The 13,007-nt window shown below is 53.2% G+C and carries 14 protein-coding genes; 4 read left to right on the forward strand and 10 right to left on the reverse strand.

From position 1 onward, the window contains the following. Positions 1-102: 102 nt before the first annotated feature. Positions 103-1,317, forward strand: coding sequence for a peptidoglycan DD-metalloendopeptidase family protein (locus JXQ85_RS06045; protein ID WP_421747985.1), 1,215 nt, complete (start codon positions 103-105; stop codon positions 1,315-1,317). Positions 1,318-1,394: 77 nt separating this feature from the next. Here the strand turns inward: JXQ85_RS06045 and JXQ85_RS06050 are convergent, their stop codons facing one another. From JXQ85_RS06050 to JXQ85_RS06065, 4 genes are read right to left on the reverse strand one after another with little or no spacing between them, the layout of a single operon-like run. Further along, positions 1,395-2,237 carry an ATP-binding protein gene (locus JXQ85_RS06050; RefSeq protein WP_421747986.1) on the reverse strand — a complete coding sequence of 281 codons (843 nt, stop codon included), beginning with the start codon at positions 2,235-2,237 and terminating at the stop codon, positions 1,395-1,397. Next, complete coding sequence (tatC, locus tag JXQ85_RS06055; protein ID WP_421747987.1) at positions 2,227-3,114, reverse strand: twin-arginine translocase subunit TatC; 888 nt, start codon at positions 3,112-3,114, stop codon at positions 2,227-2,229. The genes JXQ85_RS06050 and tatC overlap by 11 nt, the downstream gene beginning before the upstream one ends. Beyond that, entirely contained in the window at positions 3,111-3,539 is a 429-nt protein-coding gene (gene tatB / locus JXQ85_RS06060) for a Sec-independent protein translocase protein TatB (protein WP_421747988.1), read from the reverse strand. Before tatB ends, tatC begins: the two co-directional genes overlap by 4 nt. Before the next feature lie 3 nt (positions 3,540-3,542). Continuing rightward, complete coding sequence (locus JXQ85_RS06065) at positions 3,543-3,767, reverse strand: twin-arginine translocase TatA/TatE family subunit (RefSeq protein WP_421747989.1); 225 nt, start codon at positions 3,765-3,767, stop codon at positions 3,543-3,545. A 161-nt stretch (positions 3,768-3,928) separates the two neighbouring features. On the opposite strand from JXQ85_RS06065, the gene JXQ85_RS06070 reads away from it, so the two are divergent. Next, on the forward strand, positions 3,929-4,621 hold the full coding sequence (locus JXQ85_RS06070) for a helix-turn-helix transcriptional regulator (protein WP_421747990.1): 693 nt from the start codon (positions 3,929-3,931) through the stop codon (positions 4,619-4,621). Here the strand turns inward: JXQ85_RS06070 and JXQ85_RS06075 are convergent. From JXQ85_RS06075 to JXQ85_RS06095, 5 genes are all read right to left on the reverse strand, one after another. Further along, the gene (locus JXQ85_RS06075; RefSeq protein WP_421747991.1) at positions 4,605-5,390 is read right to left on the reverse strand and encodes a squalene/phytoene synthase family protein; all 786 of its coding nucleotides are present in this window, start codon (positions 5,388-5,390) and stop codon (positions 4,605-4,607) included. The two genes, JXQ85_RS06070 and JXQ85_RS06075, sit on opposite strands and share 17 nt — an antisense overlap. After that, on the reverse strand, positions 5,391-7,016 hold the full coding sequence (gene cimA, locus JXQ85_RS06080) for a citramalate synthase (protein WP_421747992.1): 1,626 nt from the start codon (positions 7,014-7,016) through the stop codon (positions 5,391-5,393). A 112-nt stretch (positions 7,017-7,128) separates the two neighbouring features. Then, the gene (cysS, locus tag JXQ85_RS06085; RefSeq protein ID WP_421747993.1) at positions 7,129-8,637 is read right to left on the reverse strand and encodes a cysteine--tRNA ligase; all 1,509 of its coding nucleotides are present in this window, start codon (positions 8,635-8,637) and stop codon (positions 7,129-7,131) included. A 173-nt stretch (positions 8,638-8,810) separates the two neighbouring features. Continuing rightward, entirely contained in the window at positions 8,811-9,719 is a 909-nt protein-coding gene (locus JXQ85_RS06090) for a DMT family transporter (RefSeq protein ID WP_421747994.1), read from the reverse strand. Further along, positions 9,712-10,086 carry a VOC family protein gene (locus JXQ85_RS06095; protein WP_421747995.1) on the reverse strand — a complete coding sequence of 125 codons (375 nt, stop codon included), beginning with the start codon at positions 10,084-10,086 and terminating at the stop codon, positions 9,712-9,714. The genes JXQ85_RS06090 and JXQ85_RS06095 overlap by 8 nt, the downstream gene beginning before the upstream one ends. Before the next feature lie 74 nt (positions 10,087-10,160). Between JXQ85_RS06095 and soxR the strand changes: the two genes are divergently transcribed. After that, positions 10,161-10,640: a redox-sensitive transcriptional activator SoxR gene (gene soxR, locus JXQ85_RS06100; protein ID WP_421747996.1), complete on the forward strand. Its 480-nt coding sequence runs from the start codon at positions 10,161-10,163 to the stop codon at positions 10,638-10,640. A 212-nt stretch (positions 10,641-10,852) separates the two neighbouring features. Continuing rightward, on the forward strand, positions 10,853-12,394 hold the full coding sequence (locus JXQ85_RS06105; RefSeq protein ID WP_421747997.1) for a trimethylamine methyltransferase family protein: 1,542 nt from the start codon (positions 10,853-10,855) through the stop codon (positions 12,392-12,394). A gap of 36 nt (positions 12,395-12,430) precedes the next feature. Here the strand turns inward: JXQ85_RS06105 and JXQ85_RS06110 are convergent, their stop codons facing one another. Beyond that, positions 12,431-12,796: a hypothetical protein gene (locus tag JXQ85_RS06110; protein ID WP_421747998.1), complete on the reverse strand. Its 366-nt coding sequence runs from the start codon at positions 12,794-12,796 to the stop codon at positions 12,431-12,433. Positions 12,797-13,007 lie beyond the last annotated feature (211 nt).

The raw sequence follows: 13,007 nt of genomic DNA on the forward strand, positions 1-13,007 counted from the left end.
ACCGGGCCGCGAAGATCATCTAAGTCCGGTAAAGTTTATACGTAAAGAAACCCTGCCGCCAAAGAGGCACCTTAATAAACAGGGTTCTACGAGGATATCGAGATGACAGCTTCGCTGCGACACCTGGCCCAAAACCCAGCCAAAGATACAAAGGCCCGATTAGTTCTGGCTGTTTCCGCCTTTGCCGTCATGTCGGCCTGTAGTGGCCCAGTTGATCTGGATCTGCGCGACATGTTTGGCCAGCGCCTAGACACGTCTGAAGCAGCTGTTGGCGCTACGGCAGAACGTCCAACGCCTGATGCGCGTGGCATTATCTCTTATCCAAATTATCAGGTGGCTGTGGCTCGCCGTGGTGATACTGTGTCAGACGTCGCCAACCGGGTCGGCATCGATGCGGCGACGCTAGCAAGTTATAACGCTGTGAAAACCAATGATCCGCTGCGTGAAGGTGAGATTATAGCCCTGCCGTCCCGCGTGTCAGAACCAGCGGCCGGTCAGGTAGTTTCACCAACCAATGTCGATATTGCTTCGCTGGCCGGATCTGCCATCGACAATGCGGCCCCTGCGGTTGAAACCGATACATTGGATGCTGCCCCTGTTCAGGTGACAGAAGATACGCAGATCGGATACGAACCTGTGCGCCACAAAGTGCAGCGCGGCGAGACCGCCTTTACGATTTCGCGTCTGCACAACGTTTCGGTGCGCTCGCTGGCTGAATGGAACGGTCTGGGCAAGGATTTCACCATCCGTGAAAACCAAATCCTGTTGATCCCGCCAGCGCAGCCCTCTGCCCCATCAGAAAGCCCGCGCCCACAGGCCCGTTCGGAAACAAGCGCGCCGGGTCAAGGCAGCCCCACCCCGGTTCCACCAAGTGCTGCAACGCCATTGCCGGATGAAAAACCATCGACACAGGTTGAAAAACCTGCGGCACAGGATCTTTCCAAGACTCAAACCAAACCTGTGAACTCCGGCGCAAAAATGTCCTTCCCTGTGAATGGCAAAATAATTCGCACGTATGCCAAAGGCAAAAACAACGGGATTGATATGTCAGCCTCCGCCGGCACGCCTGTCGTGGCAGCAGCCGATGGCACTGTGGCAGCCATTACCACCGATGCGGATGGTGTGAAAATCCTGGTCGTACGCCACGCCGATAACATCATGACGGTCTACTACAACGTTGATACGATTTCCGTGGCCAAAGGAGCGAAGGTCAAACGCAACGCGAAAATCGCGCAGATCCCTGCCAAGGATAATTTCGTGCACTTTGAAGTACGTAAGGGCTTTGACAGCATCGATCCGATGCCATTCCTGCAATAATGTTTGAGGGGCTTTGCCCCTAGGACTGGATGGCAAAAAGAATAAGGGGCCGTAACAGGCCCCTTTTTTGTATCTGGTTATTTGATTTGCACACCTCGGCGCCCTGCCAAGTCTGTGAAATATTGCCAGGCCACACGCCCTGACCGGCTGCCTCGGGTCGCCTGCCACTCAATGGCTTCAGCCCAAAGGGTTCCTTCATCGATTTCAACGCCATAGGTGGCGCAGTATCCGCGGATCATTTCGAGATACTCATCCTGAGAACAGGGATGAAAGCCCAGCCAAAGACCAAAGCGGTCCGACAGCGAGACCTTTTCTTCCACCGCTTCAGACGGGTTGATGGCTGAACCGCGCTCATTTTCAATCATGTCACGTGGCATCAGATGGCGACGATTTGAGGTCGCATAGAACACCACGTTTTCAGGCCTTCCCTCGATACCGCCATCCAGCACCGCCTTTAGGCTTTTGTAGTGCTGGTCGTCATGAGAGAACGACAAATCATCGCAAAAGAGCACAAAACGTTCTTCTCGGTCGCGCAGGTGATTAAGCAGCCGAGACACGCTTGGCAGGTCTTCGCGCTGCAACTCAATGATTTTCAGTGGCAAGCCTTGGCGCAGGATCTCTGCATGTACCGCTTTGACCAGAGAGGATTTTCCCATGCCACGTGCACCCCATAAGAGCGCGTTGTTGGCAGGCATCCCCTTGGCAAACTGAATGGTATTGGCCAGCAATGTGTCACGAGAGCGGTTCACGCCGACCAGTAGATCAATGCCCACATGGCTGACATTTGGCACGGGTTCCAAACGCTCTGGTTCGACATGCCAAACAAAGGCCTCTGCTGCTTCAAAATCTGGAGAAGGCAAAGGCGCCGGAGCCATCCGCTCCAGCGCCTCTGCAATGCGTTTTAAGGTCTTATTTGCCATCGGCCTTGCCATCTGTGTCGTGTTCTTCTTCGAGGTCAAAGTCTTCCTCGTCGTCATAGTAACCTTCAGCGCGCAACTTTTCTTCGCGCTTGGTTTCAACGCGACGCACAAGCATGATCGAAATCTCATAGAGGCCATAGACCACAACAAACAAGATCACCTGAGTGATGACGTCAGGCGGCGTTACTAGCGCGGCTAAGACCAGAATGCCCACCACAGCGTATTTGCGCATGTTGCCCAGGCCTTCGGCGCTCACAAGGCCGGCCTTGCCCATCAGGGTCAATAGAACAGGGAGCTGGAAGCAAAGGCCAAAGGCGACGATGAATTTGATCGTCAAGTTCAGGTATTCCTGCGCCGAACCTTGGAAGACCACGGACAGGCCTTGGGCAACCTCTTCACCGACAACAGCCTCGCCTTCATTGCCAAACTGCTGGAATCCTAAGAAGAAATCATAGGCCAGCGGGGTGACAACGTAGAAGGCAAAGGATGCGCCCAGAAAGAACATGAACGGCGAAGCGATCAGAAACGGCAGAAAGGCTCCACGTTCGTTTTTGTAAAGCCCCGGGGCCACAAAGCGCCACATCTGCAGGCCAATGTAAGGGAAAGCCAGAATAAAGCCGCCCAGAAGCGAGATCTTAATGGCAACAAAGAAGCCTTCTTGAGGGCTGATAAAGATCAGATCGCAATCCTGCCCTCTTTCGCCCAATACTTGGCACAGCGGTGCGGTTAAGAAGTTGAACAAGGGTGTCGCTACTGTAAAGCAGATCACCAAGCCAACGACAAAGGCCCCGACCGAATGGATCAGCCGCGTGCGCAGCTCTGCCAGATGTTCAATCAGCGGTGCAGAGCTGTCTTCGATTTCGTCAGAGGAGCTCATTCCGCATCCTTCGCCTTCTCAGCTGCATCTGCAGCCGCTAGTTTGGCTTGTGCCTTTTGCGCCGTCGCCTCTTGGATTTTCTTAGCAGCTTCTGAACGGTCTTCGCTCAGGGAGTCGCTGTTCAAGTCCAAGTTGAAATCTGTATCTTCTCTGACCGATTCCTTCACGGAATCCGTCGCCGATTTCAAAGGGTTGGCGATGGAATTCAGCCCATCGGTCGCGCTTTTGAAGCCAGAAGTGGCGTCTTTGACACCAGCCTCATCAGCAGCTTGGTTCATGGCGTAGGAAAACTCCCGTGCCATACCGCGCGCCTTGCCAACAAAACGACCCACCTGCTGGAACATCACGGGCAAGTCCTTTGGCCCGATCACGATCAGGGCCACGATGCCAATGACCAGAAGTTCGGTCCAACCGAGGTCAAACATCTGTTAGACCTTGTCTTTTTCGTCTTCAGGAGTGACGTCTTTGGCCACTTCAGCCACTTCCGCTTCGCCTTCTTCGATCTCTTTCTTGCCGTCATCAACGCCCTTTTTAAAAGCGGTGATGCCCTTGCCAACTTCGCCCATCAAAGACGAGATTTTGCCCCGGCCAAATAGAACCAGAACGACAACAGCGATCAGCAGCAGACCCGGCAAGCCAATGTTATTAAGCATGAGTTTTCTCCCAGTGCGGCCCAGATTTTGGGCATGAATGTATCTGCCCCCAGTTCTATGCCCTTGCTTGCGAAGGGAAAAGCAACAAAGCCACTGGATTTTGTGGCAAATCACATTAATACTGACACCATTATGTCAGTAATGAAAATCACACCCAAAAAATGGCTTTAGAATCGAACCCTCGCTCCAGTCGAAGTGCTCGATTGGCCGCAATCATGGAACGCCTCTCAGGTGGGGAACTGTTGCGCGCAGAAGACCTTGCCTTTGAATTTGATATCTCGGTGCGCAGCATCTATCGCGATATGGACACGTTAAAAGCCAGCGGTATGCCGATTGAGGCCACGCAAGGCGCAGGCTATCGCGCTGCTGCGGTGACCACCCTGCCCCCGCTGCATCTGACAGACGGCGAGCTTGAAGCTTTGCATCTAGGATTGCTTGCAATCGCCGCCAGCGCAGATGATAGCCTTCAAGCCTCTGCCCAATCTTTGGTGCATAAACTTGAAGAGGCCTTTCCTGTAGAGGGCGAACAACCAGAGCCCGCACTTGCCGTCTACCCTTTTGATGACGCGGGATTGGCGCTTCAACACCTGACAACACTTAGATCTGCCATTCGGTCTCGGCAACGTCTGAGGGTGACTTTGCGGTCAGGAAGTTTTGAAGACCTTAGGCCTTTGGCGCTGGATTATTGGGGACGGGTTTGGATGCTGTCCGGATACGGCGATACCAGCGGAAGCTATGTCAAACTCGCAGTGCATGACATCAAAGAAGTCTTGGTTTTACCCGGTCTGTTTGTGGAAGAAACGGGCAAAGGACTTGATGGTATTCAAGGTTCAAAGATTACCAAGTTGCATTAAAAGATCGCCATAGAAGGCTGAATTTCTTGTGAAACTCGCCTAAATCCATGTCACCATTCGCCACTCGTATAGGATCGCGTTCCACTTGTTTCAGAACTGCATCCGCCTGCCATGCGCAGCGCAAAACAGCCTTCACATCCTTACCAACCGTGAGGTTTCGGCGCGCATTTTTCAATGACCTGCGCGCATCCGCGGCAAGTTGTTGAACAGCCTCGGGACGGCCATCCACCAAAGGGCGTTTCCCTTTATTTTCGAGGATCGGAATGGCTTGAAACCAGCGCGCAAGCCCATCAGCGACACCCACGTCAGAAATCAAATCTGTCATAACTGCACCATCGGATTTTGAGGCGATTTCGGCAGCAATGCATAGCAAAAGACCTGATGTGTCCGACAAATAGCGATGAAAATGATCATCCTCATCAAAGGGCGCATCATAGATGTCCCATTGGCGCGCATTGACCAAAGCGGTCAGACGCTGTGCTTGATCCGAGGTCAAAACCCGTGCCAAAGGCGTGGTCACCTCATGCCGGCGAACCTCGCTGCCAGAGGCAATCTCATCAAGCGCATCCAGCCACCATTGCAGGCGCATTTCTGCAATCATGCTTTCCTGTGTGACCCAGGGTGCGCGAGCGACCTCTACATTGAATGCAAAAAGCGGAAAGAGTTTTTCACGCAGCCACACTGGCCCCGACATAATGGCCAGAAACCGATCTGGATCGCCCTTTTGGACGATCCCAGCACAGGCCGCGATGTCGGGATCAGGTGCCATTCAAACCATCGGCTGCGCGCCGTCGCGCACCAGCTTCCAGATGGTGGCATCCACTAGCGCCTCAAATGAGGCATCCACGATGTTGGCAGAGACGCCAACAGTTGACCAGCGCCGCCCCTGCCCATCCACGCTGTCAATAATGACGCGCGTCACCGCCTCGGTGCCGCCTTGTGTGATGCGCACCTTAAAGTCGACAAGCCGCATGTCATCGATGACATCTTGGTACGGACCCAAATCTTTCGCCAAGGCCTTAGCTAAGGCGTTCACCGGCCCCCGGTCAGATCCAGTTTCATCCATAGATTCACTGACGCTCAGGAATTTTTCGTCGCCAGCTTTCACGACAACCACGGCTTCTGACAGGCTGACCATTTGATTGCGTTTATTTTTGCGCCGCTCGACAGTCACGCGGTAGCGTTTGACCTCAAAAAACTCTGGCAAGAAGCCCAACTCGCGCCGTGCAAGCAGTTCGAAACTGGCCTGAGCCGTGTCAAAGCTGTAGCCAAGCGCTTCTTTTTCTTTGATTTTATCAAGAATACGCGCAAGCGCTGGATTGCCCTTTTCAACTTCGATCCCCGCCTCGCTCAGGCGACGACGTAGGTTGGATTGCCCAGCTTGATTAGACATCGGGATGACACGCTGGTTGCCGACTGTGGCCGGATCCACATGTTCGTATGTGGATGGATCTTTCAGGATAGCGCTGGCGTGCAGCCCGGCCTTATGGGCAAAGGCGCTAGCCCCGACAAAAGCTGCTTGCTTCATCGGAATGCGGTTCAGGATGTCGTCCAGCATGCGGCTGATCCGGGTCAGACTGCTCAAGGCCTCTCGGCTGACACCAATATCAAATTGGCTGGCGTATGGCTCTTTCAGCGACAGCATCGGGATCAAAGTGGTCAGATTAGCATTGCCGCAACGCTCACCGAGGCCACTCAACGTGCCTTGGATTTGACGCGCGCCTGCATCAACCGCAGCCAAGGAGTTTGCCACCGCATGTTCGGTGTCATTATGGGTGTGGATGCCGACATGATCGCCGGGAACGCCGGCTGCAATCACGGCCTTCACCGCGTCGCTGACTTCACCGGGCAAAGCGCCGCCATTGGTGTCACACAAGACAACCCAACGCGCGCCCGCGTCATATGCAGCTTTCGCCGCTTCGATGGCATATGCCGGGTTAGCTTTGAAACCGTCAAAGAAATGTTCAGCATCAAACAGCGCCTCGCGACCCTGTACTTTGATGTGGGTGATCGACTTTGCGATATTGTCGGTGTTTTCTGCTAGGGTGATGCCAAGCGCGGTTTCCACGTGGAAATCATGACTTTTGCCAACCAGACAAACCGCGGGCGTTCCCGCGTTGAGAACAGCGGAAAGTACATCGTCGTTTTCCGCCGACATGCCCGTGCGTTTGGTCATGCCAAAGGCTGTAAAAGTCGCTTTGGTGTCCGGGCGGGTCTCAAAGAATTCGCTGTCCGTTGGGTTCGCGCCCGGCCAACCACCTTCGATATAATCTATGCCCAGGCCATCCAAGGCCTTGGCGATCTGTTGTTTTTCAGCGGTAGAGAACTGAACCCCTTGGGTTTGCTGACCATCGCGGAGCGTCGTGTCGTAGAGGTAGAGCTTTTCTTTGGTCATTGTGTCGTTCCTTTAAGCCCGGCACCGCCGGGCAGCGCCCGACCGCCCCCATGGGCGGGCGCTTCGCTTCCGCACGCGGTCAGGCTCAGCCCTTTGTAGTAACACGACGCCATCACAACGCTTCCAGCTTCGCAGCGTCAAAGTCGGCACCCGGCAGGAGTTCAACACCGGCCTTACTCATACGCACTTCGACGCCAGCAGAAAGCAGGCCTGATTTCAAACGGTCCACTTCAGAGAAGTCTTTGGTTTCCATCGCCTTTTCTCGGGTGTTGGCTAATTGTATCGTCAGCGACTGTAATAGCTCTGCCACGTCTTTTGAAATGCTACCATCATCTTGGTAACTCATGCCTTTTGCGACACCATTATCTCCAGCCTTCACCTCGAAACTGTGATACTTTTCGACAAGTACATCCGGTTCAAAACCAATCAAACGTAGCGAGGCATCGAGCTTTGCAAGCTCGTGGTTTTTCACATATTTTTTTATGTGCGTCAGCGCCAGAGAAGTATTCAGATCATTGCCGAGAGCATCCAGAACTTCCTGAGGAGCATTTGTTTTTCCGGCTAAATACGTTTCTTGTGTCTGCGGATCACCACCAAACACCTGAGCGATAGAACGCAGCGTTTTCTCTGCATCTTGGGCTTTCCTTGCGGTCCAATCCATCGGCTTACGATAATGGGTTGATAGGAAGACAAAGCGGATCACTTCGCCAGGCACACCTTTGTCCAGCAAATCGCGCACGGTGAAGAAATTGCCCAAAGACTTGGACATCTTCTTCCCTTCAACCTGAAGCATCTCATTGTGCATCCAGTAACGCGCGAATTCCCCTTCCGGGTGGGCGCAGCAGCTTTGGGCGATTTCGTTTTCATGGTGCGGGAACTGCAGATCATTGCCACCGCCATGAATGTCAAAACTTTCGCCCAGCAAATCATGCGCCATGGCGGAACATTCGATGTGCCAGCCCGGACGACCACGACCCCATGGGCTATCCCAACCGGGCAGATCATCGGTTGATGGTTTCCACAGCACAAAATCCATCGGATCGCGTTTGTTATCAGCCACTTCCACGCGCGCACCGGCGATCATATCGTCCACAGAACGCCCAGAAAGCTTGCCGTAGTCGTCATAGGATTTCACTGAAAACAGCACATGACCTGCCCCGTCAGGATAGGCATGGCCTTTTTCAATCAACCCTTCGATCATGGTGATCATCTGCGCGATATAGCCGGTGGCGCGGGGCATGAAATCAGGCTCCATCGCCCCCAAAGCACCCATGTCTTTAAGATACCAGCCGATGGTCTCATCAGAGCGTTCAGTGACGAGCTCTTCCAAGGTCCCAGCGGCGCCAGCCTCTTTGCGCATCAGCGCAGTGGCGTTGATCTTGTCATCGACATCCGTGAAGTTGCGCACATAGGTCACGTGATCCGCGCCATAGACGTGTCGCAGCAGACGGTTCAAAACGTCAAACACCACAACCGGGCGCGCATTCCCCAAATGGGCGCGATCATAGACCGTTGGTCCACAGACATACATGCGTACATTCTGCGTATCCAAAGGCTCAAAAACCTCTTTTTTACGGGTCTTTGTGTTGTGCAGTTTGATCGTCAGATCTACGTCGGTCATGGCTCGTCCTTACACGGCTTACGTGCTGGCGGGCATAGCAACTTCATCAATGTTTTGAAATAGAAGAACGGCCCGCCAAGTTGTCTTAGCAGGGAATGCAACAAATAATGATGGTGCGTTGGCTGTTCATGGGGGCGACCCTAGAAGGCCGCCCCAGATGGGTCAAGGAAAACCTAGACCCACAATCGGCGCAGAGAGACCTTTGATTGCGCCAAAATCGTGAGGGCGATGCCAAAAAACACAAGCCCGGCCCCGGCCCAGGTGATGGTGGAATACCGCTCGCCTAAGAACAGCGTTGCGGAAAAGAGACTGGTGGCCGCCGCGACATAACCGGTTTGGCTCAGCAACAAGGGTCCACCCAAATGCTGCAACCTGAAATAAGCCGGAAAAATCAGCGCTGCTGAGATCAGCTGAACACCCGTAACAAGCGGAATTTCCGCAACCCAAGCCACAGGAAGCGCGCCATAAAAGGCAATCTGAACGATAATCAATCCCAGCAACGACGCCCCCTGGCTCCAGAAGGCTAGGCTGGCCGGGTGTTGGCCTTCAGGCCAATGCAGCGTGCGATAGATATTGCCGGCTGCGAGGATCATAGGCAGCACCAGACCCAGGAGCGCCCAAAAGCTTATGCCCGACCCTGCGCCGTCACGCCCCAGAACCACGTTGATTGCGCCAAACAAGCCAACGACAATTCCCAAAACACCTAGTGCGGAAACTCCCTTCAGCTTAAACAGCACCGACAATGCCAAAGTGAACACCGGTGACAGGGCAAACATCAGACCAACCTGCCCCGCGCCAAGTCTCGGGATCAAAGCAAAGATGATCACATTCACCAGCGCAAAGGACATCAGACCTGAAATCATCACATACTGCAGCACTGGCCCCCGTGGCGGGATGAAATCACGTCGTTTCCAAAGATCGGGTGCAATAAACAGAATTGCGCCAAGTGAAATCACCATCGCCCAAACCGTTGGAGGCACGCCCGCTTGCGATGCAAGTTTTCCTAACGGGAAGGTCAATCCGAACAGCCCACCGGTATAAATCAGCAGTCCTCCGGGGCTTTTGTAAATGGCCTCAAGCATAGCTTACGACCTCAAATTCAATGCCATCAGGACCATCAAAGTAAAACCTTTCGCCCGGTTCATAATCCGCATGGCTATGAGGTTTATATCCGGCCTGCAAAACCCGCGCTTCGGTGGATTTGATGTCATCCACCACAATACCAATGTGGTTAAGCCCGCTTAGCTGGCCGTAAGAATTTTCGTTTATGGTCAATTCCTTATTTGGGTAATACAGCGCTAAATAACTGTCATCATCCCCCACATGCACTGTATAGCCATGATAAATTGAAGAACCCTCCCAACGTATTTTCCACCCAAATAACTGCTGCAAAATACCCGCCATCTCCTTGGGGTTTCCAACGGTGACGTTCACATGTTCTAGCCGCATGACTGATCTCCTAGCTATTGATTTGTAACTGAATCAGTTCTAATTTCTTAAGTACACTTGAGGTCAAATATAAAATGCCTATAGAAAACAGACAGATAACAAATCGCGGCCTTAGCATCGGTCAAATTTCCGAACGCACAGGCCTTGCCCCAAGCGCCATACGGTATTACGAAGAAGAAGGCCTTGTTTCGCCCTTTCGCAATGCCGGCGGTCAGCGGAGATTTGAGCGCGCGGATATTCGACGGCTATCCTTTGTAATGATCTCTCAGCAGCTTGGGTTTTCGATCAAACAGGTCAAAGACGCCTTGGCGAGCCTGCCTGACAATCGCACTCCGACCAAAGCGGATTGGGCGCGGCTGTCCAACCAGTTCAAAGATGATCTGGACGCACGTATCGCCCAGATGGAAGCGCTTCGCGACAAGCTAGATGGCTGCATTGGTTGTGGGTGTCTGTCCCTTAAAGCCTGCAAACTCTACAATCCTCAAGACCGCATCCGCCACAATGGTCGCGGCCCGCGCTACATTCTGGGTGATAGCGCCAGCGACGTTATGTAAGTCGGTTTTCCACGCGAATGGTCGCAAATGTTCTGCGAAAATCGTACAATATGCCCCATACTGGCGCTATGAAGGCGTTACGTAAAAGCTGCTATTGGATCATTTGCCTGGTCAGCCGCACCATCGGGGCTGAGCGCGGGAAAGCTGCGCGGGGTCGTCCTGCTGTTTGAGATTTCAACATTTTCTCAAGCACTTACCAAAGGACACATCCTATGACCCGATCCGCTACCCGTCGTTCCGGTGGCCGCAATGCCCGCCGTGAAATGCGGGCCTCCGCCCTGACAGAAGACCAACGCGCCGTTCATCCCGGCATGTCAGGCGGCAGCTACAAACCGCTCAGCCAGGCTGACATTGAAAACATTCACGAAGCCGCCCTACGCGCGCTCGAGGAAATCGGTCTTGCCGATGCTCCGGAAAGCGGTGTGGCTTATATGACCAAGGCTGGTGCGATTTTGGGTGAGGATGGGCGGCTCCGCTTCCCCCGTGAAGCTGTACAGGCAGCGCTTGATATAGCCTGCAAGGACATCACGCTCTACGGGCGTGATCCTAAACATGATCTGCACCTAAATGGGTCGCGCGTGCATTTTGGCACTGCTGGTGCCGCCGTCAGCATGGTTGATGTCGAAGGACGTTCGTATCGCGACAGTACAGTGCAAGATTTGCACGATGCGTCGAAAATCAGTGAAGAGCTCGACAATATTCACTTTGTACAGCGCCCAATGGTCTGCCGTGATATTGCTGACAATCGCGAGATGGATCTGAACACGATCTATGCCACATGCTCTGGCACGAAGAAACACATCGGCACCTCGTTCACAGAACCCGATTTCGTTGATGACGCTTTGAAAATGCTACATAAAATCGCAGGTGGCGAAGACGCATGGCGCGCGCGCCCCTTTGTAGCCAACACAAATTGTTTTGTTGTTCCACCAATGAAATTCGCAACAGAAAGCTGCGAAGTGATGGAGCGGTGCATTCTCGGAGGCATGCCAGTATTGCTCCTCTCCGCCTGCATGTCAGGGGCCACCGCCCCGTCCACCATTGCCGGTGCAATCGTGCAATCCGTCGCTGAATGCTTGGCAGGTCTTGTCTATGTAAACGCTATTGTACCCGGCCACCCTGCTATCTTTGGCACATGGCCCTTTGGTCTAGATCTGCGCACCGGGGCGATGACCTCCGGTTCAGGCGAACAGGCGCTTTTGTCCGCTGCATGCGCTCAGCTTCATCACTATTATGGGGTCCCCGGCGGGGCACCAGCAGGGATGACCGATGCCAAACTACCGGATATGCAAGCGGGCTGGGAGCAGATGTGTTCCAACGTTATGAGCGCCCTATCAGGCACCAATATGGTGTATGAAGCCGCGGGCATGCATGCTTCGCTGCTTGGCTTTTGTCATGAAAGCCTGATCCTAGGTGACGATTTGATTGGCCACGCGATGCGTTGCCTGCGCGGTATCGAAGTCGATGACACGACGCTGGCTGTCGACCAAATTCGAGATGTCTGCATCGGCGGCCCGGGTCACTATCTGGGGACAGATGAAACTCTATCTCGAATGCAAAAAGACTTTGTTTATCCAAACCTTGCAAGCCGTAGCTCACCCAAGGAATGGGAAGAAAGATCAAAGCCGGATTTGGTTCAAAAAGCCATCGCGCGCAAAGAAGAAATCCTGTCCAAACCTGCTTCTGCACGATTTGATCCGCAGCTTGATAAAGAGTTGCGCGAGATGTTTGCGATCCACCTCAAACAACCGTAATCAGGGGTAAAGAGGGGGCGTTAAAGACGCCCCAACTTAAAAACCTCGCGGGCGACGATGGGCGCTTACACGAGACATTGAAACAGTCAGGCTAAGGTCTTCCATACCCACCATGGTTGCTTTCAAATCTGCCTTACCTTCTTTGATCCGCCCCTTCAGCATCAATTTGTAACTGTCAAAATCGCCGAATACAGAGGGCATATCTTTGTTATGCTGGCGAATTTCGACATGGCCTGTGTATTCATCTTCATTCAGGTGTTCAAAAGCGCCATCGTAGAAAAAGCCAACGTCAACACCCGAGATCGATAGATCTTTCATGGTTAACTTCCCTGCCCCAACAACACCTTCGTTGCTGGAAAAGCTGACATCATAATATCCGTCTGTTTCGTGTGGCGTGCTCATAGACTTACCTCATTACATAAGATTGATTAGATTTCCTAAAAGCAACCTAGAGGTGATTCTTGGCTCAAATTGAAACTAATTGGGGAAATTTTGTGGCAGACGGAGCAGTGCACCACATAAAATTGGGGGGCCAGGCCCCCCTAAGTTTCGCCGCTTAAGCTCACTCTTATACCGCTCGATGTTTTTTGCCTGCGGCTTAAGCGTCGTATCA

The organism is Cognatishimia sp., from assembly GCF_049116455.1.
Classification (GTDB): Bacteria; Pseudomonadota; Alphaproteobacteria; order Rhodobacterales; family Rhodobacteraceae; genus Cognatishimia.